Genomic DNA, 25670 nt, shown 5'->3' on the forward strand with positions numbered 1-25670 from the left:
CAAGCCTACAGCTTCTCGTAAATCACCGCCGCGCCCTGGCCCACGCCCACGCACATCACGGCTAGGCCGTAGCGCATGCCTTCGCCCCGGCGGTGCATCTCGTGCAGCAGTGTGGCCGTGATGCGGGCACCGGAGCTGCCCAGCGGGTGGCCCATGGCAATGCTGCCGCCGTTCACGTTCACCTTGGCCATGTCCAGGCCCAGCTCGCGCACGCAGGCAATGCTCTGGGCCGCGAAGGCCTCGTTGAGCTCAATCAAATCGATTTCGTCGAGGGTGAGGCCGGCGCGCTCCAGCACCTTGCGGGTGGCCGGAATCGGACCCAGTCCCATCACCGAGGGGTCGACGCCCACCACGGCCGAGGCCACGACCCGCGCCAGCGGCTTGAGGTTGTAGCGCTGCAGGGCGTCGTCGTTCACCATCAGCACGGCCGCCGCGCCGTCGTTGATGCCGGCCGAGTTGCCGGCCGTCACGGTGCCGCCTTCGGGCTGGAAGGCGGGCTTCAGGGTCGCTAGCTTTTCAAGGGAAGAGAAGCGGGGCTGCTCGTCGGCGTCAAATAGGGCCGTGTCGCCCTTGGGCTGCGGAATAAATACCGGCACAATTTCCTTGCGGAACCGGCCTTTCTCCAGCGCCCGCGCGTACTTGCGCTGGCTTTCGAAGGCGAAAAAGTCCTGCTCCTCGCGGGTCACGCCAAATTGCTTGGCCACGTTCTCGGCCGTCTGGCCCATGGCGTAGGGGTAGTGCAGCTTGCTCAGGCGCGGGTTGATGAAGCGCCAGCCCAGCGTGGTATCGTGGGCCGTGAGCTCGCGCCCGAAGGCCGACTCCGACTTGGCCATCACGAAGGGCGCGCGGGTCATGCTTTCGGCCCCGCCGGCCAGAAACACATCACCCTCGCCGCACTTAATGGCGCGGGCCGCGTCCATGATGCTTTGCAGGCCCGAGGCACAGAGGCGGTTCACGGTGTTGCCTGGCACCGTGATGGGCAGGCCGGCCAGCAGCGCCGCCATGCGCGCCACGTTGCGGTTGTCTTCGCCGGCCTGGTTGGCGGCGCCGATGATGACGTCCTCAATGGCATTTTTATCAACGGATGGATTGCGGCGCATCAGCTCGCGGAGCACGTGGGCGGCCAAATCATCGGGACGGACGCTGCTCAGAGCGCCTGCAAATTTTCCAATCGGGGTACGCACCGCGTCCACGATATAAGCAGTTGGCATCAGGTAAGAAATCAATGGCGGCGCAAGCGCCGGATGAGACTAAATTTGTGGCCCCGGCACCGGCCCGGACCTGTTCTTCACTACAACAAAGATGATACAAAGAATTCAAAGCGTGTTTTTACTGTTGCTGGCCCTGGCCATGCTCAGCGTGTTGGCCCTGCCGCTGTGGCACAAAGTCGACGGCCTCACCCACCAGGAACTGACCCTGACGGCCTTCGGTTTCGAAGCCAAAGGCCTGCAATTGCCGGCACCGGGCCCGGTGTGGCTTATCGGCGTGCTGGCAGCGGCCTCGGCTGCCGTGGCCGCGTTCGAAATCTTCCAGTTCCGCAGCCGCGCCAAGCAACTGCTGCTGGGCTCCCTCAACCTGCTGCTCATCGTGGCCACGCTGGGCGCCATGTTCTACTTTTCCAGCAAAGGCGAGCAGCTGCTCAACATCAAGCTCGAAGGCGAACACCTGCCCGGCTTTTACCTGCCCACCCTGGCCCTGCTCCTCAACCTGCTGGCCAACCGCTTCATCCGCCGCGACGAGCAGCTGGTGCGCAGCATGGACCGCCTCCGCTAGCAGCGTTTTCTGACAACAAAAAAGGCCGCTGTAGTTGCTACAGCGGCCTTTTTTGTTGAATAGGTTTGAAAATCAACCAGTCATGCTGAGCGCAGCGAAGCATCTCGCGTGCCACCACTAATTATTGATTACTCCCCCACGCGAGATGCTTCGCTGCGCTCTGCATGACGAGCTATAGCATGACGTATTAAGCGCCGTCAGTGGTCAAAAAGATGTTAGCGCAGGCTGCCGTCGTTCACGGCTTGCTCCACGGCACGGGCGCCATCTTCGGTTTCGAACGCGTCGTACACCCGATTAAAGTTCTCCGGGTCGCTGACGTGGGTGTAGGCAAACTTGGCCAGCTCAATGCGGCAGGATTCCGAGCTCAGGGTCCGCAACAGGCGGCTCAGGTCATCGGCGCGCAGGCTGCGCTGGTTTAGGCCATCCTTGGCCGCGTTCAACTTGCTGACTTCGGAAATGCGCTGCTGCACGGTTTGCACCAGGGCATTCAGGTCTTGCGGGGCGAGGGCGCGGTAATTGCTGGCGGCCGGGTTCGGGTAGTAGCCGCCGCCATTAGGAGTGTTGGCCGTATTCGGGTTAGGCGGGTAGTTGCCGCTGGGGCCGTTCGGATTCGTACCGTAGGTACCATTGGGGCTATTGGGGGGCGTGCCGTAAGTGCCATTGGGGCCGGCGGGATTATTGCCATAGCCACCATTATTATAGCCGCCGTTGCCGTTGTAGCCACCATTGGGAGCCGGAGGACTGGGGGCGGCATTATAGTTGGGGTCGTAGCCGCCACCGTAGGGGGCATTGGCATCGTAGCCGCCCTGGCCGTAGGGCACGGGGCTGTTGTAGCGCGGGCCGCCGTTGTAGTAGCCCTGGCCATAGCCCCGGCCGGGGCCATACAGAGACACGGCGCCGGCTTGTTGCAGGCTAATGGGCCAGCCGGGCCGGCTCACCAGCACAAACGTGGTTTCCAGACCGGGCTCCAGCCACACGCGGCTGCGGAAGCGCACGGCCCGGCCATAAGCGGCCGGCAGCGTGAAATCGGCCCAGTGCTGGCCGGGCATGAGCTGTTCCATGTGCACCTGCCGGGTCAGGCCGCGCGTCATCGGTTGCCCATCGAGCACGAGCCCGAAGGGCACGCCGCGCTCCGAGGTGAAGTTCACGTTGGCCGGCACCGGCGGATACGCCAAGGCGGGCGCTACGGCCGAAAACAAACCGGCCAGGGCAAGAAGTAAGGCCTTTTTCATGGCGCTGAGGGAGAAACAGCCACCGGTAAATCCGGCAGCTATTCAGCTAATTTCAAAAGGTATGCCACGTTTTCGCCAGCTTGGCATCCAAGTCAATCCGGCTGCCAGAACCCACAAAAAAGCCTCCGCAACCAAGGCTGCGGAGGCTTTTCAGAGAAGCTAAAAAGGCAAGTTACTTCGCCACCTTCGTCACCTTGAATTCGGTGCGACGGTTGCGCTGGTATTCCGCCTCGGTCTTGGCATTGGGCACCACCGGACGGGTTTCGCCGTAGCCTTTTGCCGTGATGCGGCTCTTGGCAACGCCCTTGCTCACGATGTAAGCCACGGCCGCCTCAGCCCGCTGCTGCGACAGCTTCAGGTTGTATGCGTCCTTGCCGCGCGAGTCGGTGTGCGAGCTTAGCTCGATGGAGATTTTGGGGTTATCCACCAAGGTCTGCACCAGCGTGTCGAGGCGGATGGCAGCATCCGGCCGGATGTTATACTTGTTGTAGTCGTAGAAAATGTCTTTGACTTCGATGGCCTTAGCCAGAATAATTTTCTCCAGCGTCAGGCTTACCGGAATCTGGATGTCATTCGTCAGGTTGGGCAACTGGTCCTGGCTGGGCTTGCGGCCCACGGTGCTCACCGAGCCACGGGCGGTAAAGTCGCCAGGGCGCTCCGCGCGCAACGTGTAGGTGCTCACCGAGTCCAGCTTCAGGCTGAATTTGCCCGAGGCGTCGCTGGTGGCGGTTTGGGGCTGGCCGTTCGGGCCGGTGAAGGTGACCAGTGCGCCGGCTACCGGCGTGGTGGTACCGGCTTTGCTGTCGCGTTCCAGTACGGTACCGTCGGCGTAGAAGGTAACCAGCTTGAAGGGCTTCTTCTTGAACATGTACTCGTCGTCCGAACCTTTGCCACCGGCGCGGTTCGAGCTGAACATGCCCGTGTTGTCGGCCATCGGAATGGGCGCGAAGTCGTCAGCGGTGCTGTTTACGTCGGCTCCCAGGTTCACCGGCTTGCCGGCTTTCACCATAAACAAGTCGAGCTTGCCCAGGCCGGGGCGTCCGTCCGAAGAGAAGTACAGCGTGCCATCGGGGGCCACGCCGGGGAAGTTGTCGTTGCCGGCCGTGTTGATGCTTTCGCCCAGATTCTCAGCGGGCGAGAAGCGGCCGTTCGGGCCGAGCGTCGCTTTGTACAGGTCGTTGCCGCCCTGGCCGCCTTTGCGGCTCGACGCGAAGTACAGCGTAGTGCCATCGGGCGCAAATACCGGAGCAAAGTCATCGGCCGTGCGGTCGTTGATGTTGGCCAGCACCGGCTCGCTCCACACGCCGCCCTTGTTGTAGGAAATCCAGAGGTCGACGCTCAAGAAGCCTTTTTTGCTGCCGTCGTTCGAGCGCGCAAACACCATCGTCTTGCCGTCGGGGGTGTAGGTGGCGCTGGCTTCGTGCTTGTTTTCGGTGTTGAAGGGGCCTTCGAGCTTGCGCACCGTGCCACCGGTCATGGTCGCGGCGTTGTCGAACTTGATGGCGTAGAGGTCGTTGAAGTTCTCGCCGTTGCCGAGGTATTTCTTGCCTTCGCGGTTGGAGGTAAAGACAAAGTCACCGCCGGTGCCCATGGTGGTGCCGCCAAAGTCGGACCCAGCCGAGTTGAGGGCGTCGACGGGCATCACGTCGTACTTGTTTTTCATGCCGGACACCTCTTTGCTGGCCGCGGCATTTTTGCTTTCGGTATCGGCACGGGCGGCCAGGGTGCGGTTGCCACCGTTGGTAGCGTAGCTCGCAAACTGCGTAGCGGCTTCGTCGTATTTGCCGTTGGCTTTCAGGGCTTCGGCGTAGCGGAAGCCGGCGTCGGCGTTTTTCACCCCACCGTCCAAAGCAGCTTTGTAGAAGGGTTCGGCCAGTTCCACGCGGTTGGAAAGGCGGTAGGCCTCGCCGATGCGGAAGTTGGAGATGGCGGCATTTCTACCCTTGGCCACATCGGCTTGATACAAGGGAATTGCCAGCTCGTACTGGCCGCGGGCGAACTGCTTGTCGCCCTTGCTTACGCTGCCCGAGGTGGCGCAGCCGCTTAATAGCGCGACAGAGCCAGCCGCAGTGCAGACGAATAATAGTTTCCTCATAGGTGAAATTGGGGGTGGTGTAGGAAAGAGAGGAATCGGGTAAGGGTCCCGATTAGGCGTTTTTGGGTTAGCAATAATACTACGTTTAAGTAGCATTCACGCAAGCGGCTGGTTTTTTTCTTCCTGCGCGAAGTAGCGGGCCAGCCAGGTTTGGCCGGCCGGCCGGGGCCATTGGCTATCCAATTCGCCCTTAGTGGCTACCGTATTGTCGAAATAAAAAGTGTCCGGTCCTACGGTTCCGGCTATAATGGCGGCTTTCACTTCGCTGCGTTTCAGCAGCTGCACCTGCCCGTTCTCCAAAAACGCCAGCCGCGATTTATCCAGCAGCTCCACGCCCAGCCGTTGTTCGAGCTGCGCCACAAAGCGCACCGAGGCGTCGATGGAGCAACCGCTGGCGCCGGCCACGCCCTCGTCGAGCCCAATAACCAAAAAATGCTGGTGCAGAAATTCGGCGGAGGCGTGCAGGCTGCGGCCATGGCTGGTCCATTCTTCGGCGAAGTGCGCCAGGCTGGGCAGCACCGTTACTACTTCGGGTCCCGTGAGCAGGCGGCTGGCTTGGTAAACCCAAACCCGGGCCTCGGGGGGCAATTGGTCAAAAGCAACGTACATGGTCTGAACCGCGGATTGGTCGGATGAAGCGGATGGGTCGGATTTTGTGGGCGCCCGCGTGGGCCTTTCGGCAAAGCGGCGCTTTTTGGCAAATGCTTAACAAAAATGCTGCATAAAAATTGCGCCGCCGCTCTACCAGGGGCAAAACGGCGGCGCAAGGTCGGCCACAAAAACCGACCCATCCGAGTAATCTGTGGTTGGCTACGCCTTCCTCCGGGTCAGATATTAAGCGTTGATTCCTTCGGCCGACGCCACCAGCTCGGCTAGGTCGAACACCTGCACGTTGGCTTCCTGCTCCTTGTTTTTCACGCCGTCGCTCATCATGGTCATGCAAAAGGGGCAGCCTACGGCAATGATGCTGCCCTGCAAATCGTGGGCGCCGGGCGCAGCGGTTTCGGTTTCCACGCCGCCGAGGTTGGCCAGCGCATCGGCTTTACCGCTGAGGGTGGCCAGGGCTTCCTCGGTGCGCTCGATGTTGATGTCCTTTTTGCCGGGCTCGGGCTCTTTCCACATCTGGGCGCCGCCCGCGCCGCAGCACAGGCCGTTGGCGCGGCTGCGCTTCATCTCAACCAAGTCGGCGTCGAGGGCGGCCAGCACCTCGCGCGGGGCTTCGTAGATGTTGTTGGCACGGCCCAGGTAGCAGCTGTCGTGGAAGGTGATGCGGCGGCCCTTGAAGCTTTCGCCCCCGGTCACGCCCACCTTGCCCTCGTTGATGAGCTGCTGCAGGTAGGTGCTGTGGTGAATGACTTCGTAATCACCGCCCAGCGCCGGATACTCATTCTTAATGGTGTTGAAGCAGTGCGGGCAGGCCGTCACGATTTTTTTGATGCCGTAGCCGTTCAGCGTCGTGATGTTCGTCATGGCCTGCATCTGGAACAGGAACTCGTTGCCGGCGCGCTTGGCGGGGTCGCCGGTGCAGCTTTCTTCCAGGCCCAGCACGGCGTACTTGGTGCCCACATGGTCGAGAATGCGTACGAAGGCGCGGGTCACGCGCTTGTACCGGTCGTCGAATGCACCGGCGCAGCCCACCCAAAACAGGATTTCGGGCGACTCGTTGCGGGCCGCCAAATCGGCCATAACGGGAACGGTAATTTGCTTTTTAGCGGGAGCTTCAGGAGTCATAATCGGGAATACTGGGAAAGAAGAACGTCATGCTGAGCGAAGCCGAAGCATCTCTACCGCGTAACTATCTTTTTGCATTGAATTACTGGCGCGGTAGAGATGCTTCGGCTTCGCTCAGCATGACCGCCTTTTCTTGAACATTACGCGACCGTCGTCGCTGGCTTCTCCGCCGCAAACAAGTCATCGGCCCAGTTGAACCGGTCCGATGGCGAGAAAGCCCACGGTGCGCCGTTGTTTTCGATGTTGGAGAACATCACATTCAGCGAGTTGGGCGCGGCCGATTCTTCCAGCACCAGGAAGCGGCGCATCTCGATAATGCTTTCGAGCGGGTTGATGTTCACGGGGCAGCTCTCCACGCAGGCGTTGCAGGTGGTGCAGGCCCAGAGTTCCTCAGGCGTCACTTTGCCGCGCAGCAGCGTGGCCTCCATGAGGTCGGTCACGGGCTCGTGCTTGGCTTCGGCACCGTACACGTTGGGGCGGAAAATGAGGGGCGAGTTATACTTTTCCTCCATTCGGTCGCGCGTGTCCATGATGATTTTGCGCGGCGAGAGCAGCTTGCCCGTCAGGTTGGCGGGGCACACCGAGGTGCAGCGGCCGCACTCGGTGCAGGAGTAGGCGTTCAGCAGGTTCGTCCAGGGCAGGTCGTCCACGTCCTTGGCGCCGAAGGGCGTGGGGGCCAGGGCGGAGCCGTCGGGTGCCGTTGGGGCGGGCGGCACCACAAAGCTGGGGTCCATCATGGCCTTCACTTCGTTGGTGATGCTTTCCACGTTCGAAAACTGGCCCTGCGGCACCAGGCGCGAGTACCACACGTTCGGGAACGCCATGATGATGTGGAAGTGCTTGGAGCTGGGCAGGTAGTTGAGGAACAGCAGAATGCCGGTGATGTGAATCCACCAGCCCAGGCGCTCCAGCACATGCAGCGTGCCTTCGCTGCTGGGCAGCAGGCCCACCAGCAGGTTGCTCACAGGGAAGGTGCCGGGCAGGTCTTCGCCGCGCATTGCGTGCAGCTTCAGGTCGGCGGTGTTCATGAAGAACAAAGCCAGCATCAGGGCCACTTCGATGTAGAGAATGATGTTGGCGTCGAGCTTGGGCCACATGCGCAGCTCGGGGCCGGTGAAGCGCTTGAGCGGCGGGTTGCTGTTGCGGCGCCACCAGAAGGCGGCCACGGCCACAATCACCAGCGCGGCCAGGACTTCGTTGGTCGCCATTAGCACGTCGTACACTGGCCCGAGGAACTTGAGCGAGCGGTGGAAGCCGAAAATGTTGCCGAACAAGCCGTCAATCACAATCTCAATCACCTCAATGTTGATGACCAGAAAGCCCACGTACACCACCAGGTGGAGCAGGGCCGGCGTCATCCGCTTGAACATTTTCTGTTGCCCAAAGGCCACCAGCAGGGTTTTGCGAAACCGTTCGGCGGCACGTCCGCTCATGTCGCGCTCGCGACCGACAAGAATGTTGGCCCGGATTTTCCGAACCTGCCAAATGAAGAGGCCAAAGGCTGCGACCAGCAGCAGCGCAAAGAGAAGGGATTGCAACATGCGGTAAAGGTAAGGCGGGAACGTTTGGGGTCGCAAGATAGTCGGCATGCCGAATACTTTTTAGAAAAAGACGCTCCATCCTGCACTTTTTTTACTCCATTTCTTGCGCCATTGTTTTGGATTCGTACCTTTGCGGTCCCCAAAGCAACCTAAAGGCGCTCCGGGGTAACGGCAACATAGCTCAGTTGGTAGAGCACAGCACTGAAAATGCTGGTGTCGTTGGTTCGATTCCAACTGTTGCCACAAAAAACCCCATTTCTATAACGGAAATGGGGTTTTTGCTTTTAGGTCGGACAGGATATCGGACAGTTCAGGATGATTGAATACTTACTGGCTGCTGTTGCAGCTCATTTTCGTTGTGTTGCCTTTACTTTTGTGAGGTCGGAGGGAATTAGTTGCCAAACACCTCTTTTCGACATTTAGGGTCGTCTCCGTTTCTGGGGCGGCCCTTTTTTATGTGTTGGCCGGCTGACAATTAACCGCTCGCCGGAATGGGTGAGATTGGGGTGAGGGTGACTTTAGCTATGCTCGAGCTACGCTCCAAGGCTGGCTAGCTGCGCTGGCCTTGATTGAGGGCGCGGGAAACTTCTTCCTCGGGGAGATGGGTGTACTGGCAGAACTCGGCGACCGAGACGTAGGCCCGGGCGGGCTTGTTGAGCTCGGCGCGGATGCGCTGCAGCAGGACCTTGGCCGTGCCGTACTTGGTGCCGGTGAGCTGGGCCACTTCCTTGGGGTGGATGCAAACCTGGGGCATAATGGGGTACAGTGGGGTAAAAGTGGCAAGCGAAGATACAACGGCTGAAACCGGGTGCTAGGTTCGGGAAATGAAGGTCAACTGGTTTGTTTCGAGGGTAGCAGGACTGGGGCTGGCGGGGGCGCTGGCCGTGGGCTGCCTGTCGAGTCAGCGGGAGACGGGTGCGCCGCTTTCGCTGACGGCCCGCGCTGCGCTGGCTGCCGAGGCGGCCCGGGTGGTGCGCGTCATCGACGCCGACACCTATATCATGCTGTCGGGCTCTACGACTTATCGGCTGCGGCTGCTGGGAGTGGACGCGCCGGAGCAAGACCAGGCCTTCGGACTGCAGGCGACGGACTCGGTAGCGGGGCTGCTGACGCCGGGGCGGGTGGTACTGGTGGCGCGGGCCGGGCTAGACCTGTATGGGCGGACGCTGGGCGCGGTGTTGATTCCGACGGCTACGGTGGCCGCTGCAGGCCGCGCGGTGCCGCTGGATTCACTCATGGTGGTGCGGGGCTGGGCCTGGGCCTTTGACCCTAACCGCGTGGTGGCTGGGCGGGCCGCACAGCAGGTAGTGGCGCAGCGGGCCGGGCGCGGGCTGTGGAAATGCGGCGTGAGACAGGCGGTACCTCCGAAGCTGTGGCGGTCCTTCAATTCAGAAATCAAGCGGCGCTACCGGGTTGGCTGCACCTGGTAACAAGGCCGCGCAAGTGAAAGCAGCCGGGTTTTTTATCTCACTTTTTTATCCTCTTTTCTCATGGCCTCTCAAACTGGCATCCTGGGACTGCAAGGCACCGTGGGTGGCCTTGTGTTCGCCAAAGACGGCTCGGTCCGTCAAAAACCTGCTTCCAATAAAGCGGCCTTCGCTAGCTCGGCTAGCTTGGCCCGTACCCGTGAAAACGCGGCAGAATTTGGCTTGTCGGCCAAGTACAGCAAGCTGTTGCGCGACTCGCTGCGCGTGGCCATTGCCTCGGCCAGCGACAGCCGTTTGGCTTCGCGCCTGACTAAGGCCATGCGCGCCATCATCGGCCTCGACGACACGAATGACCGGGGCCAGCGCGTGTTTGATTCTTCGAACTCGGCGCCGCTGCTCGGCTTCAACTTCAACATTGGCGCCGGCATCGGCCAGACCATGTACTTCCCCTACGAGGTGACGGGCAACGGTGCGGACGTGACGATGCACATTCCGGCGCTCAACCCGGCCAGCGACATTGCGGCTCCGCAGGGTGCCACCCACTTCGAGGTGGTGTTTGCGGTGTCGGACCTGGACATGGAGGCGCTGACCTACACCAACGGTGTGGTGGCGGCTCCGCTGGGCATTCTGCCGCTGAATGGTGCGCCGCTGGTGAATCAGTCGGTGGTGGCCACCTTCCCGGCTGCTCCGGCCGACGCCAACCTGGTGGTGGGCGTGGTGGGCATCAACTTCTACCAGCAGATTAATGGCAAGTTTTATCCGCTGAACAACAACAGCACGAACCCCTTGGCCATTGAGTACGTGGCCTAAGCCGCGGTAGCAATGCACGAAGCGGCCGGCCCCAACGGCTGGCCGTTTCCTTTTTCCTCTAATCTTCTAAATCTTACTAATCATGGCACTTACCGCTTATCAAACCCAATTCAAGCGGCGCATGAAGCGCGCTATTAAGCTCCGCGCCAAAGCCGACGCTAAGGCTCGGCGCTACACTCAACTGCTGGCGGATGCCATTGGCGCGGCCGAGGACGCGGCCACGCAGATGAATGCGCTGAACCAGATTTACAATGTGGACGTGAGCACCTATACGCTGCTCACGCAAGCGCTACACGCCAATAGCGGGCAGGAAGTGCTGGTGGACCACCTAGCGCAGAGCACGCCCGGCGAGGAACTGGTTATCTTCAACCAGGTGCCGGATGGCAACGGTGGACAGGAGCTGCCGGCCAACCCGCTGTTTGGTGAGCTGGGGGCTGGCACACCGATTCTGTCGCCTCCTCAGGTTGACGTGCTGCAGGCGTAGCGGTGACTACTCTAAAGCGAAAGCCCCGTTTGCAATGAGCAAGCGGGGCTTTTTCATGTCGAATTGTTTCGCTGGTATCGTGTGTAAACTATTCGATGGTCAAGTCTTTCGGTGTCCGCGTTATTCTCGCCATGCCTGTCCGGCCGGTGTTGCATTCTTTCCTGACAATCCTCAAGTTTGCCTTACCCTTGTGGTAATCGCGAAAATCATGCGTTAGTACTTCACTTTTAAAGAGGAGCATATTACGCTCATTTACCTCGTATTCAACGGCGTTCAATTCAATCTTATAGACTTCCTTGAACCTATCGACGATAATAGAGAATGTATGTGGCTGCCGGTGGTCAACGTGCAGTTCTTCCCACTTTGATAACTGACTTGTCTCCTGGCATTTTACCAAACCCTTCTCAGCGTAGGCATCGAAGTATTTCTGCTTAACCGCTCTCAGGTCGTCATGAATTGCGTTCCTACAGGCGGTGTTGAAAGAAGCGCCTGAGTTCGTATTGTGCCGGTTGATTATCATGAGGTACGAGATATAGTCGCTCGATGAATCGTCCCATATAACCTCAAAACACTTTGTATTGAATTGGACCTTAGCGATTACAATATCTTTAACGGCTAGCGGGGCCTGGACGTCCTCTGGAATTACGTCTTGGGTGACTTCAACTTCTTCTTCTGCATAAAACGAATAATCGTAATCCAGTAAGTCCAATAAATCATTAAAGTCATCGTCATTCAGTGACTGTCCGAATTTATAAGAATTAAGGATTTGCTTGTAGTGCGCTAGGGCGTCCTTCTTGTACTTATAAGCTTTGTCACCAATTGTTAAAGGGCTTTTCATCTTTCGATTTATAAGGTATCAGCGCATGGCGAAGGCCGACAAAACGGGCCGTGGACCATGCTGCATAGCGCTGGTGAAGATATGGAAGCCACCCACTATATCCGTCCTAAACTGTGCGGGCAGGCCTTGATGCCGGGCGTGAATAAAGAGGCAAGCGCTTAAGGCTCGGACTTAGCTGCTAAGGGTATTCCGGCATTCTGCTCAGCAAAAGCTCGCAGTAGGCGGGTGTACTTCTTGCGGCCCTGCTCGAAGAGGCCGGGAATGTCGAACAGCTCGACCTGCCAGACGGCGAAGGGGGCTTTTTTCTGGACGCCGATGATGGTGAAGCGGGTGGCTCCGAGGACGTCGGCGTAGAAGGCGGCCTGGCGGTCGTAGTCGTACTGCTCGATGGTGGCGCAGAAGCCGGCGTAGTCGCGGGCGCTGGTGGTTTTGAAGTCGACCAGGCCCACCTTGCCAAGGCGGGGGCTGACGTGGAGCAGGTCGGGGCGGATTTTGACGGGCACGCCGGTGGCCGCGTGGGTGGCGGTGTGCGTGAGCTCGGGCCGGCCCCGAAAAAGCAAGTCGCGGCAGTAGCGCTGGCGGCGCACGGCGGCGGCCAGGGTTTCGACCAGGGGCCAGTCGCAGCGCTCGGCGGTGCGGGCGTAGTGCTGGGGCTCGAGGGTGGCGGTGTGGAAGTGACTGCCGAAGGTGAGGGCCACGGGGTTGGGGGTGTTGGGCTTGCCTAGCAGCTCGGCTTTGAGGTTGGAGAGGTCGGTGTTGGAGGCGTGGGGCAGGGCGCGGTGCTGGGCCTGCGTGAGCTCGGGGTGGGGATGGACGTTGGTAAACATAGGATTGGGAAGGGTTTACTGGTGGCGGTCGAGGATACAGGCCAAGCGCTGCTCTTCGTCGGCGCGGTGCAGCCAGATGTGGGAGCCGCCGCAGCCGACTTCGTAGGCCGGCTCGGGGAAGAGCTGGCGCACGGCGGGCGCGAGGTCGCGTAGGTCGGCCAGCGGGCCGGTGGTGGCGAGGAGTTGGGCCAGCTCGGTGAAGCGGGCGGTTTCTACGGGCGTGCTGGTGGGCAGTTCCTGGCGGAGTTCGGGGAGTTGGAGCATGAGTAGGGAAGTTTGGCTGGCCTGCCCACCACAGTGCGCGGTGGGTAGGCTGCCGGTGAATGATTAGGCGGCCTGGCTTAGGCCATCCTTCGGGTCGGACTCCTGTTCCAGACGGGGCTGCTCCTCGGCCTGGGGCACGGTGTAGCCGTGCTGCTGGCGGATGTCGGCCAGGCCGGTGTAGGTTTCGGCGCGCCAGATGTGGAAGTCGCGGGCGAAGTCGCGGCGGGCGGCTACCTCGGCGGGGTCGGCGGCTTCGTAGCTGAACTGGGCGATGTAGTAGGTGGCCTTCTTGCCGTCTTTGGTCGTCTCCTTCTTCTCGGCCTGCACCTTCACTACCACGTCGGCCAGGGTGAGGTCGTCGTAGAACAGCGGCTCGATGAGGCGGTAGAGGTTTTCGACCGAGTAGCCGTGGAAGAGCACGGCGCAGACGGCGCCTTTCTCGTCGGTGAAGTAGAGCTCGGCCCACGTCTTGCGGCCCATGTTCAGGATGTCGTCGCTGAAAATGCGCCAGGCCAGCGGGATGAAGCGCAGGGACTGGCCGAGGGGCGTGGTGCCGTTGATGTTGAACTGGCCGGCCTTGGCGTCGAAACGCACCTGACGCGGGTGGCCGGGCAGGTAGCGGAACGGGTTGCTCCAGGTTTCTTCGCCGGTGCTTTCATCGACGCCGGCCACGAGGTAGGCCGGGCGGGTGCTGGGGGTAAGGGTCAGGTCAGTAACCTGAGCGGCGGGTGCGGCCTTGGCGGCGGCGGTCTTGGGGGTTGTGGCGGTTGCCATAATGGGGAAGGGGTTGGGAAGTGAAAAAAGCGGGGCCAGTTGGCGGCCGGCCCCTGCGCCGTTTTGATTGGTTAGCGGAATTGCTTGTCGTGGCAGACGATGGCGCGGCCCACGATGGAGTCCTGGCCCCGCGCTTCGGGCTGGTGGTGATACCAGAGGTAGGTGGCCAGCAGGTTGAGGTAGGCCGGGTGGCGGAACTTGCCCTCGTCGTCAATTATTAGAATCAGCTCGGGCGAGAGGCGCACCACGTCGACGGTGTGGCAGTCAAGCATGGCGTATAGCTCGGCCAGCTTGAAGCTCTTGCCATTGGCCGGGCTGACCGGCTGCGGCGTGGCGCTGTGTGGGTCGAGCAAGTGGGGCTGATAGGCGGGAGTAGCGGTTTTGGGCATGGTGTGGGGCTTGGAGGTTAGAAGATTGGGAAGGCGTGGGCGCTGTCGTGAAAGAGCTGGACGGCGGCAGCTATGGCCTCGAATGGCGTGGCGCCGGTGCCGCGGAAGTGGGCCACCACGGCCCCGGTGTGGGGGTTGGGCACGTCGAACTGGCAATTGAAGCGGCGGCCCTGGGCGAAGGCGTAGCCGGTGAAGTGGGCACCGGGCACGGGAAAGCAGGCGGCGGCTACCTGGGCAAGGCTGGGGGCGATGGTGGCGGGCATGGCGGGGGGCCGGTGGCTACTGGATGGGGGTGCCGTACTTGGCGGCGTATGCGGCGCGGACGGCTCTTTCGGCGGCGGCCCGGGGCGTAGCGTGGTAGGCAGCGGCGGCGGCGGCATAAGCGGCGCGGGCGGCCTGACGGTGGCGGGCGGCGGCTAATAGCTTGCGGAAGCGGCCGGGGCTAAAGTCATTGTCCCGCACCTCCCACAAAGCCCGGTCGGCGTAGTATTTCACTGACTGTGCGCGGGCCAGCACCTCGTAGGGTGTGAGCGGTGCCGGGGCCAGTGGTGCCGCCCCCACGGCGGGGGCGGCGAGGGCGGGAGCGCAGGGACTAAGCAGCATGAGCCACCAGCTGGGAAGCGGGAACGTAGCAGCAGCGGCACTGACCTAGCGCGTCGCGCCCCTCCTGACAAACCACACATACTATCTCGGGCGCTTGCAGCTGCAGCTGGGCCGGGGCGCCGCTAAGGGCCTGCTCTGCTGCTGACAGCACGCGGGCGGCGTGGCCCTGCGCCCCCTCGGCCAGCAGCGCCAGCCCGGCGGCCTGCTCCTGGGCGGCTTGCGCGTAGTGGGCCACGGCGGCGGTGATGGCCGCGAACGGACAGGAAAGGCCGTAGGAAAAATAAGTAACCCACCCGTGCTCGGTGCCGGCCTGTGCGACGAAATAGTGAACCCCGTACTGCGTGTGGGTGCTGCTGCCCGTGATGCTGACGTGGACGCCGGCGGAATGGAGGGCGGGGCCGCACCAAGCGGCGGCAGCTAACTCTGCAAACTGAAAGTGGGTGAACATGGCCTGTAGATGTGAGGCGTGAGACAGCAGGCAGGGCCTTTCCCTTGTGCTTGTACAAATATACGCACAATAGAGTAAAAATATACACAAAACGGGAAGAAAAAAGAGAGAAATATGTAGAAAAATACACGGATAGTGCGTACCTTTACAACATGGAAAAAGACAAAAAGACAGTGGCGGTGGTGGGCAGCCGGGGCGTGGCCAGCTGCCCCGCGCTGCTGGCCCGACTGGTGGAACTGGCCCCGGCACAACTGGTGAGCGGCGGCGCTACCGGTGTGGACAGCCTGGCGGCCAACTGGGCGCGGGCCAAAGGGGTGCCAGTACGCGAGCTGCGGCCGGACTATGCCACCCACGGGGCCGGTGCGCCCCACGTGCGCAATGCCGAGGTGGTGGCGGCTGCCGACCTGGTGCTGGTGGTGTGGGACGGGGCCAGCCGGGGCACGCTGAGCGCAGCCCGGGCGGCGGCCCGACTGGGGCGGCCCTGCGAGTGGCTGCTGGCCCCGGCACCCGGCGCGGAGCCAGTGCCCGGCGGCCTGGGCCTGTAGCCGGCGCAACGGCCTGCCCACCCCGACCCTACCGAACAGCTAGATGCTTTTCTCGGCGGCGCGGAGCCCGCCAATGTGCGCGCAGCTGGCCTTATGAGGGTGGAACCCGAGGCCATGCAGAGCGGAGCGGAGCATATCGCAGGGGTTTGGGGGCCGCCCCAACCGTTAGGAAGGCGTAGCCAATGAAACGCGCCCGGAGGGCACCGCATTTAGGCAGTTGTTGCTGTTGAGACTGTAGCCGCTGGTGCCGCTTTTAGCCGCGGGCTGCCGTTTTTCTGTGGGTGGGAAGAGGCTGGCTGCCTTTTGGGAAGCGGGCCGGGGCGGAGGTTTTGGGTGGCGACGACGGGCCGACTGCAGGGAGGCTGGGCGGCGCGTGGGATGGCGTGGCGCTAGGCTCGGGAGTAGCTGTAGGAGGTGGGGAGGAAGAGGCCGGCACTGCGTGGCGACGAGTGGAAGCCGGCGGAATGGAGCGCAGGCGCAACAACGTGGAGCCGGAGCGTAAGGCAGCCGGTCTGGAGGGAGGAGCGACGACGGGCGGGCCGGGGCGTGGGGTTGCGGTAGCGACGGCTGGCCGACCGGAGTGAGTGGAGCCCTGCAAAGCATAGTGAGCGAGGAGCGCAGGCACTAAGCGACGAGGGAACGTAGCGGCGCGTGGGCGGAAGGAATGGAGGGCGGTGAGGCGGCGCGTGGGCCGGTGTTTCGGCAGGTTCGGGGAGTCGCGGGAGGGTTGCGTGAGGGATGGGAGCCAAGCGAGCGAAGGGAGCTGACCGCAGGGCCGCAGCGAAGCGGAGTGGCGGACAGCCCGACCCCGGAACGACCAGCGGGAGTGCAGGGGGCACGCCCTGAATAGTGCAATATGATAAGTGACGATTGCGCTGTATCGGAAGGAGTTGCTTGTGCGTATATTTGTACAAACAGCATTCAAATTCTACAAAGCCCTTGCCTTATGTTATTCAGCAGCTCAAAACTTGGTCATATTGGCCAGATACTCAGTACCGGTGCGGTCTGGGAGATTGGAACGTCGGCCTTTACGCCACCCACGGCGAATGAAATTGAGACGTTTGTGCACGTCGTTATTCAAGTGGTGGTGGGCATTGTGACGGTGGTGGCCACGGTGCGCAAGATGCTGCAGAAGCCGGAATCGGTGGTGAAGCTGCCGGCGGTGGGCGTTGTTGCCTCCCCTGTTCCTGTCGAGCAGCCTGCGCCTGCTACTCCTTCGACCGATGCAGCCGAGTAAGCTGAAAGCTGCGCCCGTGGCTCGGGTGGCGCCGGTGCTGGGCTCGGTGCGGGCCAAGGTGCAGGCGGCGCGGCTGGCGCAGGCGATACCGAGTTTGCGGGCGGCGTATGAGCAAGCGTTGGCTCGGTGGATGGGTGACCCGGTGCTGCGGCTGGTGGGGCTGCCTATTGTGACGGAATGCTACCGGAGTCCGGAGCGGCAGAATGAGCTGTACGCGCAGGGGCGAAGCAAGCCGGGGCCGATTGTGACGTACAAGCGGGGCGGGGAGTCAAACCATAACAAGCTGCCCGCGCCGGCGCTGGACGTGGCGTTTCTGCTGGCGGATGGGGAGGTGTCGTGGTCGGGGTTGCTGCTGAGCAAGTTTGCGCAGCTCATGAAGGCGGCCGATGCGCGGGTGCATTGGGGTGGGGACTGGCCGGGGTTTAAGGACCGGCCGCATTTTGAGGTGTGAGAGAAAGCCGGGTCGGTCTGGGCTGCATATAAAAATACGGGGCCAGCTGGCCGGGGTGATGTCCGGTTGGCTGGCCCCGTTGGGGTTGGGGGCTGGTGCGGGGTCGGGCTAGCCTACATTTTGCCGCTGTGTTTCTTGGCGGCGTGCAGCTTGGCGTGGTCGGCGTCGTCGGCGTGCAGCTTGCCGTCGGTGCCGATTTCCTGGCCTTCTTTCACCATCATCTTGGTGGCATCCTTCATCATGACGGTGCCGTCGGCCATGACCTGGGTGCCGTTGGGCAGGGTCATGGTTTCGGTCATGGCCGTCATCTTGCCGCCTTTCACCACCATCATTTTGCCGTCGTGCATCATCATGTGGTCGTGGTGCATCTTGCCGTGGCCGGCATGAGCCATGGTGCCGGACTTAGCCATTTTTGACTTGGCGGGGGCAGTTTGGGCCTGGGCGACGCTGGCGCAACAAACGAGGGCGAGGGCGGGCAGCAGCTTGGAAACGTTTATCATGGGAAGTCGCTATGGGTTGGGAATGAGTTTGGGCTGCCAATGTACTGAACTGACATTGAATTAACTGGCCTGGATGGACGGGCATAAATGCTGGCCGGGCCGCGGGTGGTGGTGGCGGACTGCAAACCGGGGGTGGACACGGGCCGTAAGGGGTGTTCGCCGGGTGCGGGCAGCGTGGCGGGCAAGCGCTCAACACTGCCCACGCCCGACTTAGCCGCTATTGCCAACGGCTATCATTCGGGCTGCGTTATTGCACGTGGCCCGCCACGCGCCGCCTTTACCCGGCGGGCATCACTTCTTCCCTTTTGCAGCCTTCACTACCCAATGTGCCCGCCGCGGATGACGATGCCGCCCTCGTGCAGCGCCTGCTGGCGCGCGACGAACGGGCCCTGCGGCTTCTGTACGAACAGTACGCCAGCCGTCTGTTGGCCGTGGTTCTCCGCTTGGTGCGAGACGAAGCCTTGGCGCAGGACTTGGTGCAGGAAGGCCTGCTGAAGGTGTGGCTGGGCGTGGGCAGCTACGACCCCGAACGTGGGCGGCTTTTCACGTGGATGGCGCGCTTATGCACCAATCACGCCATCGACGCGCTGCGAAGTCCGCGCCAGCAATTCCATCGGCGCAACACGACCTTGGAGAACAGCTCGGCGTACGGGCGGGCGGCGCCGGCCACGTTCAACCCCGAGCACATCGGGGTGCGCGAATTGGCGCTGCGGCTCAAGCCCAAACAGCGGGAAGTGGTGGAGCTGCTGTATTTCGGCGGCTGCACGCAAGCGGAAGCGGCCGAGCAGCTGGGCATTCCGCTGGCAACGGTGAAGACGCGGGCGCGGGCGGCACTGGTGGCGTTGACGGGCCTGACGCGGTAGGCTGGGCACGAGCCGGGCTGTTTTTTTGCCGGGCCAACACCCGAATCCGGTGGTTTTGCCGTACTTGCCTGCGAACACCGGCGCAAGCTGCGTCCGGTGCGTTCGGAAACGCCAGTTTATTTGCGCCTGTGGCCCGCTCCTACCTCGTTCTGCTGTTGCTGCTCAACTACCTGCTGGTGGTGGGGGCCGGGCTGGTGGAGCGACCGGCGCGGGTGATTGACCGGCCGTTTAACTACGTGCACAGTCCGGACTGCCAGGTGAAGCACACGTTGCGGCTGGCTTGTTTTGACGACTGCAACGGCGTGCAGTACACGGTGAAAAAGTACGGGGAGCGCCTGCCGCTCACGCAGCTGCTCACCACCTTTAAGGGGCTGGATTCGCACTGCCTCCCGGAATGGCAGGTGGCGTTGGCGGCCCCGGTGTTTGGCCGGATGGTGGCCCGGATGGCCCCTTATGAAGCAACGGTGCCCGTGGGGTATCGCGGCGAAATTGAGCTACCACCCCGTCGGGGATAAGTCGTGCGCGGGCCTTGCGGGGCCTGCAGGCGCCTGACGCTGCGCGTCCGGGCCGTTTCGTCTTATTCATTTCGGATGCCGCCCGTTGCGCTGATAGCGCGTGCGGGCCCGCGTCCCTTTTCCGACACTTCCATGAATTTCCTGGCATACCCCCTTCAACCCGCGGCGGGCGCTGCGGGCGTTTCCTCCCGTGTGCAGCTGCCGGCCGTGGGCCGCTCTGCTTTCTCGGCCATTGACTTAACCAACGTAAAGGGGCGGGCGTTTGGAGCCGCTTCGGTAGGCCGCGACCCGTTGCGTGGCGGCGTGATGCATCAACGGTCGCAGCACCGCGCCCAATGCCGGGCGGCGTGCATGAGCAAGGCCAATTTCTAATTCCGGGCCGGGACCGATACCGCGCCGCTACGGGCGGTGGACGGGCCGTCGTGTCTCCACACCAACCCGCATTTTTCTCATTCGGGGGCTTCGCGCTGCAACGCGGGGCTTCCACCTTTTTCTTTTTGGATGAAACAACCCCTTACTTTTTGGTCGGCCGGGCAGGTAGTGCCCGTGGGCCTCTTATTATTACTTTCCACGGGTTCCGTGCTGGGCCAAACCAGCGACGCGCGGCCCCGGGCCGACACGCTGAAAACGCAGCGCCTAGGCGACGTGGAAGTGACCGGCGGGGCGGTGCCGGTGAGCAAAACGGAGCTCTCGACGGAAGCCACGGCCAGCCCGGCGTCGGTGACGCTGGTGGGGCGCGACTACGTGGCCCGGCAGGCGGTGAACTCCTACGGCGACCTGCTGCGGCCCCTGGCGGGCGTCACGGTGGCCAACTTCCAGCTCGGCGGCGTGGGCTACGGCGTGTCGATGCGCGGCTACGTGGTGACCGAGCACGCCCGCGATATTCTGTTTTTGATTGACGGCGTGCCGCAGAACCAGGGCTCCAACATTCAGACCAACGGCTACGTGGATTTGAACCCGCTGATACCGGAAACGCTGCGGCGCATCGAGGTGACGAAGGGGCCGTTCAGCCCGTTTTACGGCGACCACGCCCTAGGCGGCACCATCCGCTTCGACACCGAGGACCGGCTGGCCAGCAGCGTCTCGCTCACGGGCGGCACCTACGGCTTCGTGCGGGCGGTGGCCATTGCGGCGCTGGGCAGCCAAGACCGTACCAAGGGCGGCGGCTACGTGGCGCTGGAAGAAAACCGCGCGGACGGCTACCGCGACAACGGCCTCGACCAGCGCCTGAACGGGCTGGCCAAATATTCTTTCCCGATGGCGGGCGGCATGGGCGCGGTGCGGGTGCAGGCGTTTAGCAGCCAGTTCGGCTCGGCCAACTACCTGATTCAAGCCGACGTGGAAAGCGGGCGCACGGCCCGCCGGGCGGCGCTGGACCCCACCGACGGGGGTAGCACGCAGCAGCAAAACGCGGTGTTTACCTACCGGGGCGACAACGCCGCGCACTACTGGTCGGCCACGGCCTACGTGCAGCACCACGACTTTGTGCGCTTTCGGGTGGGCCAGAACGCCATGACGCGGGCCCTGACGCCGCAGCGCAAGGAGCGCGGCGACCAGGCATGGGCGGGCTTCGACCTGCGGCGCACGGTGGCCAGCACGCTGGCCGGCGCGCCGGTGGAGGTTGCGGTTGGGGTGAGCTTCCGGGGCGACCATGCCGACAACACGCGCTTCCGGACGGTGGGGCGCGTGGAACAGGCGCAGGTGCAAGCCCGGCGGGTGCGGACCTACACGCCGGCGGTGTACGGGCTGTTCCAAATCAAACCCACCGAGCGATTGAAGCTGACGCTGGGCGCCCGCTACGACCAGCTGTACTACAACATCACGAGCGAGGCGCTGGATTCGGACTACCCCAATAAGGACTTGAAGCCGCACCCCGGCGTATTCAGCCCCAAAATAGGGCTGGCCTACTCGGTGTCGGCGGCGGTGAGCGTGTTTGCCAACGCGGCCCGGGGCTTCAAAGCCCCGAGCGGCTACGAGGAGAACATCGATAACCCCGAGCTGGGCGTGTCGCGGCTGAACACCTACGAGGTGGGCGTGGCCGGTGATGATGCTTCGGGCCGGCTGCACGGGCTGCTGGCGGCCTACCGCACGGAGCAGACCGGCGAAATTGCGAACGACCCGGTGAGCGGCGCGTTGATTAATTACGGCAAAACGCTGCGGCAGGGCATCGAGGGCGAGGGCCGCTACCGCTTCGGGGCGAACCCGGGCAGTTTGAGCGTGTTCGCCAACTACTCGGTGCTGCAGGCCGAGCTGCGCAACGGCGAGGCGGGCACGCACTACGTGCTGAACGCGCCGAAGCACACCGGCGCGCTGGGCCTGGACTTCACGGCGGGGGCGGCCAGCAACGCGGCCAACCAGCTCACGCTCTCGGTGTACGACCAGCTGGTGGGCCCCAAGCGCCTGAACGACGACGGCTCGATGGAAAGCCGGGCGTTTCAGCGGGCGTCGGGCAAGCTGATTTTCACGCGGCCGGCGGCGTACCCGGGCTTCCGGGCGTTCGTGGAAACTACGTTTTACCCCGACGGCAGCCACGGGCTGGACGAAATGAGCTTCGTGACGGCCGGGGCGCTGCGCACGGCACCGCAGGCGCCGTTCACTTTTTCAGCGGGCGTGAAGCTGCCGTTTTAGGGGCGGATGATGCGGGAGCAACGAAGCGGTAGAGATGCTTCGTCAAGCTCAGCATGACGTTCCTCTTGGTCACAATCAATCATCAATATCACTCAACCATTTCCATGAAAAAGACCACAACCCTGTTGGCCTCGGCCGCTACTGCTCTGTTTGCCCTGACTACCCTAGCGCACGATGCCTGGGTGGACCCAATGGGCGGGCCGGTGTACAAAATCCTGTACGGGCACAAGATTCCCGAGAAGTACCCCGTGGTGAAGGTGACGTCGCTGAAAGTACTGGACGCGATGCAGAAGCCGCTGAAGTTTTCGCGCACGCCGCTGAAGGACGGCTTGAGCATTACCCCGGCGGGAAAGCCGGCGCTGTTTGCCACCGAGTTCGACAACGGGTACTGGGTGAAGGTGGGCGACGAGAAGGAATCGCGCAACGTGCGCAAGTCGGCCCTGCCGGCGGGCACGGTGGGCGGGCAGTCGTCGCACCCGCTGAAGTGGTCGAAAACGATGCTGAGCTGGGCGCCGTGGATGGCCAAGCCGATAGGCCAGCGCATTGAGTTTGTGCCGGTGGGGCTGACGGCGCTGCCCAAGGCCGGCAGTCAGCTGAAGCTGCACCTGCTGCTGGACGGCAAGCCGCTGGCGGGCCAGATGGTGGAAAATAACAGCAATGAAACGGGCCCAAAGACGGACGCCAACGGCGACGTGACGGTGACCGTGCTCAAGGGCATCAACCGCTACGCCACGGACCACGACATCATGCAGGCCAATATGCCGGACGCGCAGCGGCTGAGCCTGACGGCGGCCCTGGTGTTTGTGGCGAAATAGAAAAAAGCCCGGGCTCGCGCAAGCGGCTCGGCACTACTGGAAAAGCCCCGGCTGCGTTATTGCGGCTGGGGCTTTTTGCGGGCGGTAGCCGCCGGCTTGCCGGCGCCGAGCACGGGGGCGCTGAGCTGCTGGTAGAGGCCGAAGAGGAATTCGAGGCGGGCCAGTTCGGTGGCGAAGGGCTGGGGGCGGTAGCAGCGGTCGACGGCGCGGTCGAGGGCGGCGTGGGCGCGGGCCAGGGCCGGGGGCATGGTGGTGGGGTCGTAGAGGGCGGCGAGGCTTTCACCGGGGAAGGCGGCGCGGGCGGCCAGCACGGCCTCGGCGGCGTCGGTGACGGCCTGGCGCTGGGCCTCGGTGGGCGCGGGCGGGAAGGGGTAGGTGTTGTACACCATACTAGGCGAGTATTGGTAGTCGCTTTTCAACTTACCGCCTACTGCCCGCACCCATGCAACGTGCATTTTGGAAGAAAGAACGCCAAACAGGTATGGCGTGGAGTTGGGCACCACGAAGTTCTTGTTGCTGGAAATCACATCGGGCGGCAGGTACCCAATGGGGATGTACTCCCGCCGTTCCGAAGTCACTTCCGGCACGAGCAGATACTCCGCTTCGGCCTGAGAAATGAAGAAAAACAGGCTGGGAGAGGCTGCGGCTTTGCGGGTTGGGGCTGCCGTGCTGCCAAGTCGGAACTGCCGGACGGCTTCCACGCGGGCCAGCACTTGCGGTAGGCTACGCAGTTGGGACGGGGCAGCATCTTTCAGCCAAAGGCAGTACCGCACTTTGTTATTTAAAAACTCCACAGCCCCGACAAATCGCCGAATAAAAGGCGCAGCTCCTGGCTCGGTCAGCAGCAGTTCGTCGCGCTCAGCTTCGGACAGAATCAAGTTGCCCCCATCGTTTGGCATACTGCCGATGCTCATAGCTGGCACTGGCACTAGCGGTGTGCGACTTTTGGCAATAATAACGTCGGGCGCAGGTAGTAGGTAGGGGTTAATGTTGGTAACTATTTGGTGCACCGGGTTGCCTTTTTGCTTGACATAGTCAGCCAGCAACTTGGTTGGCGGGTTGTCTTTTCCCAACCCAACAATGATGCAGTGTACAGCAGCCCCTCCACGCGCTTCATTATTCCATTTGAACGTGCGGTGAGCAAACAGAATATGAAGGTCGTGCTTTTGCAGCAGCGTGGGCCAAAGCAAGGCAATCTGTTCGCCCTGGGTAATTGAATTCGTAGAAACGAAGCCAACGTGGGTAGCGGGATGACCGGCGCTTATGTATTCGGCGGCTTTAATAAACCAGCCCGTAACGAAGTCTAAATCAGCATTGGCCCGCATCCCGGCCGTCACGGCCAAAAGGTCGGCCTTTTGCTCAGCTGATTGAAACTGTTTCCCCACAAACGGCGGGTTGCCCACGATGTAGTCCAGCTGCGGAAATTCGCTTTCCCAATTCACCCGCAGGGCGTTGTCGTTGAGGATGCGGGCGCCGCCGGTGAGGGGCAGGCGCACGTAGCGCTGGTCGAAGCGGGCGGAGAGGGCCAGGTTGAGCTGGTGGTCCATGAGCCAGAGGGCCACTTCGGCGATTCGGGCGGCGAACTCCTCGACCTCGATGCCCGCCACCTGCTCGACGCGCACCTGCTGGTAGAGGGCCAGGTTGAGGCTCACGCCGCCGGCCGAGCCGCGCTCGAAGAGGCGGTCGAGCACGGCGTGCTCCACGAGGCGCAGCTCGCGGTAGGCCACCACCAGGAAGTTGCCGCAGCCGCAGGCCGGGTCGAGCAGGCGCAGGCCGGCCACGCGCTGCTGCAGGCGGGTGAGGGCGGCGCGGTTGGTGCCGGCGGCGGCCAGCTCCTGGCGCAGGCCGTCGAGCAGCAGCGGGTCGAGGACTTGAGGATGTTGGGCTCGGAGGTGTAGTGGGCGCCGAGGGTGCGCCGCTGCTTGGGGTCGGCAATGCTTTGGAACAGCGAGCCGAACACGGCGGGCGAAATGCGGCTCCAGTCGAAGTAGGTGCAGTCGATGAGGCGCTGGCGGGTGGCCTCGGTGAAGGCGGGCGGGCGGAAGTTTTCCCGGAACAAGGCGCCGTTGACGTAGGGGAAGTTGGCCAGGTGCGGGGCCAGGGCGCGGGCGCGCTCGGCCGGGGGCGTGTCGAGCACGGCGAACAGCTCGCCGAGCTTGGCGCCGAGGTCGTGGCCGTCGGGGGCGGTGTGCTCCTCGAGCAGCGCCCGAAACTCGGCCGTGTCGAAGATGGCCGTGTCCTCGGCGAAGAGGCAGAAGAGCAGGCGCACGAGCAGCACTTCCAGCGGGTGGCCGGCGTAGCCGTCGGCCAGCAGCGCGTCGTGGAGCTGGGCCATGAGCTCGGCGGCCTGGGCGTTGGCAGGGTCTTCGGGGCGCTGGGTGCCGGCGGGGCGGTAGCCGGTGAGGAAGCCGAACAGGTGCAGGTGCTCGGGCAGCTCGGCCAGGGCAAAGTCGTGGCGCAGGTTTTGGTCGAGGTCGTAGAGGCGCAGGCGGGCAAAGTCGGAGACGAGCACGAAGCCGGGCAGGTGGGCCTGGGGCAGGCGGGGCAGGTAGTCGAGGGCCTGCTGGTGGGCGGCGTCGAGGTCGCGGCCCCGGCTTTTCATCTCCACGAGCAGGGTGCCGGGCCACAGGGCGTCGATGTAGCCCTGGGAGCCATCGGGCTTTTTGACGCGGGTTTCGAAGCGGGCGCGGCGGTGGCCCTGGGGGGTGAACACGTCGAAGAAGTCGCGCAGGAAGGTCTGGGCCTGGGATTTTTCGTCGTGGTCGTCGGCGTGCTGGCGCACGAAGTCGGCGGCGCGGTGGCGCAGCTCGGCGAGGGAGAAGGGCATGGGGGCGAAGGTAGAGGCCGCATGCGGATAAAAGAAAAAGCCCTATCCATCTG

29 protein-coding genes, 1 tRNA gene and 1 pseudogene are annotated in these 25670 nt (G+C 62.9%); 13 read left to right on the forward strand and 18 right to left on the reverse strand.

The window, feature by feature from the left end; translation table 11 throughout:
* Positions 1–5: 5 nt before the first annotated feature.
* The gene (locus JKL48_RS02410) at positions 6–1211 is read right to left on the reverse strand and encodes a thiolase family protein (RefSeq protein ID WP_201978014.1); all 1206 of its coding nucleotides are present in this window, start codon (positions 1209–1211) and stop codon (positions 6–8) included.
* A gap of 91 nt (positions 1212–1302) precedes the next feature.
* Here JKL48_RS02410 and JKL48_RS02415 point away from each other — a divergent pair, with 91 nt between their 5' ends.
* Positions 1303–1773 carry a DUF4293 family protein gene (locus JKL48_RS02415; RefSeq protein ID WP_201978016.1) on the forward strand — a complete coding sequence of 157 codons (471 nt, stop codon included), beginning with the start codon at positions 1303–1305 and terminating at the stop codon, positions 1771–1773.
* 215 nt (positions 1774–1988) lie between these two features.
* On the opposite strand, the gene JKL48_RS02420 is transcribed toward JKL48_RS02415, so the two are convergent.
* The 5 genes from JKL48_RS02420 to JKL48_RS02440 form a co-directional block, all read right to left on the reverse strand.
* A complete protein-coding gene (locus JKL48_RS02420; RefSeq protein ID WP_201978018.1) occupies positions 1989–3005 on the reverse strand; it encodes a DUF4476 domain-containing protein in 1017 nt (338 codons plus the stop codon).
* 172 nt (positions 3006–3177) lie between these two features.
* Positions 3178–5100 (reverse strand): OmpA family protein, encoded by a 1923-nt coding sequence (locus JKL48_RS02425; protein ID WP_201978020.1) that lies wholly within the window; start codon positions 5098–5100, stop codon positions 3178–3180.
* A 96-nt stretch (positions 5101–5196) separates the two neighbouring features.
* Complete coding sequence (locus tag JKL48_RS02430) at positions 5197–5709, reverse strand: hypothetical protein (RefSeq protein WP_201978022.1); 513 nt, start codon at positions 5707–5709, stop codon at positions 5197–5199.
* 225 nt (positions 5710–5934) lie between these two features.
* Positions 5935–6786, reverse strand: a complete 852-nt coding sequence (locus tag JKL48_RS02435) for a (Fe-S)-binding protein (protein WP_201978136.1) — start codon at positions 6784–6786, stop codon at positions 5935–5937.
* A 185-nt stretch (positions 6787–6971) separates the two neighbouring features.
* Entirely contained in the window at positions 6972–8372 is a 1401-nt protein-coding gene (locus JKL48_RS02440) for a (Fe-S)-binding protein (RefSeq protein ID WP_201978024.1), read from the reverse strand.
* A gap of 170 nt (positions 8373–8542) precedes the next feature.
* Here JKL48_RS02440 and JKL48_RS02445 point away from each other — a divergent pair.
* A tRNA-Phe gene (locus JKL48_RS02445) sits at positions 8543–8615 on the forward strand.
* A gap of 307 nt (positions 8616–8922) precedes the next feature.
* On the opposite strand, the gene JKL48_RS02450 is transcribed toward JKL48_RS02445, so the two are convergent.
* Positions 8923–9126 (reverse strand): hypothetical protein, encoded by a 204-nt coding sequence (locus JKL48_RS02450; protein ID WP_201978026.1) that lies wholly within the window; start codon positions 9124–9126, stop codon positions 8923–8925.
* A gap of 70 nt (positions 9127–9196) precedes the next feature.
* Between JKL48_RS02450 and JKL48_RS02455 the strand changes: the two genes are divergently transcribed.
* From JKL48_RS02455 to JKL48_RS02465, 3 genes are all read left to right on the forward strand, one after another.
* On the forward strand, positions 9197–9802 hold the full coding sequence (locus JKL48_RS02455) for a thermonuclease family protein (RefSeq protein WP_236668562.1): 606 nt from the start codon (positions 9197–9199) through the stop codon (positions 9800–9802).
* A 60-nt stretch (positions 9803–9862) separates the two neighbouring features.
* Entirely contained in the window at positions 9863–10609 is a 747-nt protein-coding gene (locus JKL48_RS02460; RefSeq protein ID WP_201978029.1) for a hypothetical protein, read from the forward strand.
* An 82-nt stretch (positions 10610–10691) separates the two neighbouring features.
* A complete protein-coding gene (locus JKL48_RS02465; RefSeq protein ID WP_201978030.1) occupies positions 10692–11093 on the forward strand; it encodes a hypothetical protein in 402 nt (133 codons plus the stop codon).
* 88 nt (positions 11094–11181) lie between these two features.
* On the opposite strand, the gene JKL48_RS02470 is transcribed toward JKL48_RS02465, so the two are convergent.
* The 8 genes from JKL48_RS02470 to JKL48_RS02505 form a co-directional block, all read right to left on the reverse strand.
* On the reverse strand, positions 11182–11931 hold the full coding sequence (locus JKL48_RS02470; protein WP_201978032.1) for a DUF3223 domain-containing protein: 750 nt from the start codon (positions 11929–11931) through the stop codon (positions 11182–11184).
* Between the two features lie 158 nt (positions 11932–12089).
* Positions 12090–12758, reverse strand: coding sequence for a PD-(D/E)XK nuclease-like domain-containing protein (locus JKL48_RS02475; RefSeq protein ID WP_201978033.1), 669 nt, complete (start codon positions 12756–12758; stop codon positions 12090–12092).
* A gap of 15 nt (positions 12759–12773) precedes the next feature.
* Entirely contained in the window at positions 12774–13022 is a 249-nt protein-coding gene (locus JKL48_RS02480; RefSeq protein WP_201978035.1) for a hypothetical protein, read from the reverse strand.
* Between the two features lie 63 nt (positions 13023–13085).
* A complete protein-coding gene (locus JKL48_RS02485; protein ID WP_201978038.1) occupies positions 13086–13796 on the reverse strand; it encodes a hypothetical protein in 711 nt (236 codons plus the stop codon).
* 71 nt (positions 13797–13867) lie between these two features.
* Positions 13868–14185, reverse strand: a complete 318-nt coding sequence (locus tag JKL48_RS02490; protein ID WP_201978040.1) for a DUF3846 domain-containing protein — start codon at positions 14183–14185, stop codon at positions 13868–13870.
* Positions 14186–14202: 17 nt separating this feature from the next.
* Positions 14203–14448: a hypothetical protein gene (locus tag JKL48_RS02495; protein WP_201978042.1), complete on the reverse strand. Its 246-nt coding sequence runs from the start codon at positions 14446–14448 to the stop codon at positions 14203–14205.
* 16 nt (positions 14449–14464) lie between these two features.
* Positions 14465–14788 (reverse strand): hypothetical protein, encoded by a 324-nt coding sequence (locus JKL48_RS02500; protein ID WP_201978044.1) that lies wholly within the window; start codon positions 14786–14788, stop codon positions 14465–14467.
* The gene (locus JKL48_RS02505) at positions 14778–15236 is read right to left on the reverse strand and encodes a hypothetical protein (RefSeq protein WP_201978045.1); all 459 of its coding nucleotides are present in this window, start codon (positions 15234–15236) and stop codon (positions 14778–14780) included. Before JKL48_RS02505 ends, JKL48_RS02500 begins: the two co-directional genes overlap by 11 nt.
* 152 nt (positions 15237–15388) lie before the next feature.
* Here JKL48_RS02505 and JKL48_RS02510 point away from each other — a divergent pair, with 152 nt between their 5' ends.
* The 3 genes from JKL48_RS02510 to JKL48_RS02520 all read left to right on the forward strand — a co-directional run bounded on the left by JKL48_RS02510 (position 15389) and on the right by JKL48_RS02520 (position 17469).
* Positions 15389–15781 carry an SLOG family protein gene (locus JKL48_RS02510; RefSeq protein ID WP_201978048.1) on the forward strand — a complete coding sequence of 131 codons (393 nt, stop codon included), beginning with the start codon at positions 15389–15391 and terminating at the stop codon, positions 15779–15781.
* 1063 nt (positions 15782–16844) lie between these two features.
* Positions 16845–17018: a hypothetical protein gene (locus tag JKL48_RS02515; protein ID WP_201978050.1), complete on the forward strand. Its 174-nt coding sequence runs from the start codon at positions 16845–16847 to the stop codon at positions 17016–17018.
* The gene (locus tag JKL48_RS02520) at positions 17005–17469 is read left to right on the forward strand and encodes a M15 family metallopeptidase (protein ID WP_201978052.1); all 465 of its coding nucleotides are present in this window, start codon (positions 17005–17007) and stop codon (positions 17467–17469) included. The genes JKL48_RS02515 and JKL48_RS02520 overlap by 14 nt, the downstream gene beginning before the upstream one ends.
* 113 nt (positions 17470–17582) lie before the next feature.
* Here JKL48_RS02520 and JKL48_RS02525 read toward each other — a convergent pair whose 3' ends face one another.
* Positions 17583–17969: a DUF6799 domain-containing protein gene (locus JKL48_RS02525; protein ID WP_201978053.1), complete on the reverse strand. Its 387-nt coding sequence runs from the start codon at positions 17967–17969 to the stop codon at positions 17583–17585.
* A 305-nt stretch (positions 17970–18274) separates the two neighbouring features.
* Between JKL48_RS02525 and JKL48_RS02530 the strand changes: the two genes are divergently transcribed.
* The 5 genes from JKL48_RS02530 to JKL48_RS02550 all read left to right on the forward strand — a co-directional run bounded on the left by JKL48_RS02530 (position 18275) and on the right by JKL48_RS02550 (position 22790).
* The gene (locus JKL48_RS02530) at positions 18275–18832 is read left to right on the forward strand and encodes an RNA polymerase sigma factor (RefSeq protein ID WP_201978055.1); all 558 of its coding nucleotides are present in this window, start codon (positions 18275–18277) and stop codon (positions 18830–18832) included.
* A gap of 128 nt (positions 18833–18960) precedes the next feature.
* The gene (locus tag JKL48_RS02535; protein ID WP_201978057.1) at positions 18961–19347 is read left to right on the forward strand and encodes a hypothetical protein; all 387 of its coding nucleotides are present in this window, start codon (positions 18961–18963) and stop codon (positions 19345–19347) included.
* A gap of 132 nt (positions 19348–19479) precedes the next feature.
* The gene (locus JKL48_RS02540) at positions 19480–19719 is read left to right on the forward strand and encodes a hypothetical protein (RefSeq protein ID WP_201978059.1); all 240 of its coding nucleotides are present in this window, start codon (positions 19480–19482) and stop codon (positions 19717–19719) included.
* 129 nt (positions 19720–19848) lie between these two features.
* Positions 19849–21975: a TonB-dependent receptor gene (locus JKL48_RS02545; RefSeq protein ID WP_201978061.1), complete on the forward strand. Its 2127-nt coding sequence runs from the start codon at positions 19849–19851 to the stop codon at positions 21973–21975.
* 104 nt (positions 21976–22079) lie between these two features.
* On the forward strand, positions 22080–22790 hold the full coding sequence (locus JKL48_RS02550) for a DUF4198 domain-containing protein (protein ID WP_201978062.1): 711 nt from the start codon (positions 22080–22082) through the stop codon (positions 22788–22790).
* Positions 22791–22846: 56 nt separating this feature from the next.
* Here JKL48_RS02550 and JKL48_RS22985 read toward each other — a convergent pair whose 3' ends face one another.
* The gene (locus tag JKL48_RS22985; RefSeq protein WP_394368842.1) at positions 22847–24571 is read right to left on the reverse strand and encodes a class I SAM-dependent DNA methyltransferase; all 1725 of its coding nucleotides are present in this window, start codon (positions 24569–24571) and stop codon (positions 22847–22849) included.
* A gap of 284 nt (positions 24572–24855) precedes the next feature.
* Positions 24856–25617, reverse strand: a pseudogene (locus JKL48_RS23690) (type IIL restriction-modification enzyme MmeI); the annotation flags it as partial.
* Positions 25618–25670: the final 53 nt, after the last annotated feature.

The organism is Hymenobacter rubidus, assembly GCF_016734815.1.
Lineage (GTDB): Bacteria > Bacteroidota > Bacteroidia > Cytophagales > Hymenobacteraceae > Hymenobacter > Hymenobacter rubidus.

Coding starts and splice junctions, on each gene's coding strand:
- JKL48_RS02450 (WP_201978026.1), bottom strand. CDS start 9,126: ATGCCCCAGGTTTGCATCCACCCCAAGGAAGTGGCCCAGCTCACCGGC.
- JKL48_RS02410 (WP_201978014.1), bottom strand. CDS start 1,211: ATGCCAACTGCTTATATCGTGGACGCGGTGCGTACCCCGATTGGAAAA.
- JKL48_RS02545 (WP_201978061.1), top strand. CDS start 19,849: ATGAAACAACCCCTTACTTTTTGGTCGGCCGGGCAGGTAGTGCCCGTG.
- JKL48_RS02510 (WP_201978048.1), top strand. CDS start 15,389: ATGGAAAAAGACAAAAAGACAGTGGCGGTGGTGGGCAGCCGGGGCGTG.
- JKL48_RS02455 (WP_236668562.1), top strand. CDS start 9,197: ATGAAGGTCAACTGGTTTGTTTCGAGGGTAGCAGGACTGGGGCTGGCG.
- JKL48_RS02415 (WP_201978016.1), top strand. CDS start 1,303: ATGATACAAAGAATTCAAAGCGTGTTTTTACTGTTGCTGGCCCTGGCC.
- JKL48_RS02500 (WP_201978044.1), bottom strand. CDS start 14,788: ATGCTGCTTAGTCCCTGCGCTCCCGCCCTCGCCGCCCCCGCCGTGGGG.
- JKL48_RS02460 (WP_201978029.1), top strand. CDS start 9,863: ATGGCCTCTCAAACTGGCATCCTGGGACTGCAAGGCACCGTGGGTGGC.
- JKL48_RS02490 (WP_201978040.1), bottom strand. CDS start 14,185: ATGCCCAAAACCGCTACTCCCGCCTATCAGCCCCACTTGCTCGACCCA.
- JKL48_RS02480 (WP_201978035.1), bottom strand. CDS start 13,022: ATGCTCCAACTCCCCGAACTCCGCCAGGAACTGCCCACCAGCACGCCC.
- JKL48_RS02465 (WP_201978030.1), top strand. CDS start 10,692: ATGGCACTTACCGCTTATCAAACCCAATTCAAGCGGCGCATGAAGCGC.
- JKL48_RS02540 (WP_201978059.1), top strand. CDS start 19,480: ATGAATTTCCTGGCATACCCCCTTCAACCCGCGGCGGGCGCTGCGGGC.
- JKL48_RS02425 (WP_201978020.1), bottom strand. CDS start 5,100: ATGAGGAAACTATTATTCGTCTGCACTGCGGCTGGCTCTGTCGCGCTA.
- JKL48_RS02440 (WP_201978024.1), bottom strand. CDS start 8,372: ATGTTGCAATCCCTTCTCTTTGCGCTGCTGCTGGTCGCAGCCTTTGGC.
- JKL48_RS02435 (WP_201978136.1), bottom strand. CDS start 6,786: ATGGCCGATTTGGCGGCCCGCAACGAGTCGCCCGAAATCCTGTTTTGG.
- JKL48_RS02495 (WP_201978042.1), bottom strand. CDS start 14,448: ATGCCCGCCACCATCGCCCCCAGCCTTGCCCAGGTAGCCGCCGCCTGC.
- JKL48_RS02485 (WP_201978038.1), bottom strand. CDS start 13,796: ATGGCAACCGCCACAACCCCCAAGACCGCCGCCGCCAAGGCCGCACCC.
- JKL48_RS02470 (WP_201978032.1), bottom strand. CDS start 11,931: ATGAAAAGCCCTTTAACAATTGGTGACAAAGCTTATAAGTACAAGAAG.
- JKL48_RS02505 (WP_201978045.1), bottom strand. CDS start 15,236: ATGTTCACCCACTTTCAGTTTGCAGAGTTAGCTGCCGCCGCTTGGTGC.
- JKL48_RS02430 (WP_201978022.1), bottom strand. CDS start 5,709: ATGTACGTTGCTTTTGACCAATTGCCCCCCGAGGCCCGGGTTTGGGTT.
- JKL48_RS02550 (WP_201978062.1), top strand. CDS start 22,080: ATGAAAAAGACCACAACCCTGTTGGCCTCGGCCGCTACTGCTCTGTTT.
- JKL48_RS02475 (WP_201978033.1), bottom strand. CDS start 12,758: ATGTTTACCAACGTCCATCCCCACCCCGAGCTCACGCAGGCCCAGCAC.
- JKL48_RS02525 (WP_201978053.1), bottom strand. CDS start 17,969: ATGATAAACGTTTCCAAGCTGCTGCCCGCCCTCGCCCTCGTTTGTTGC.
- JKL48_RS02520 (WP_201978052.1), top strand. CDS start 17,005: ATGCAGCCGAGTAAGCTGAAAGCTGCGCCCGTGGCTCGGGTGGCGCCG.
- JKL48_RS02420 (WP_201978018.1), bottom strand. CDS start 3,005: ATGAAAAAGGCCTTACTTCTTGCCCTGGCCGGTTTGTTTTCGGCCGTA.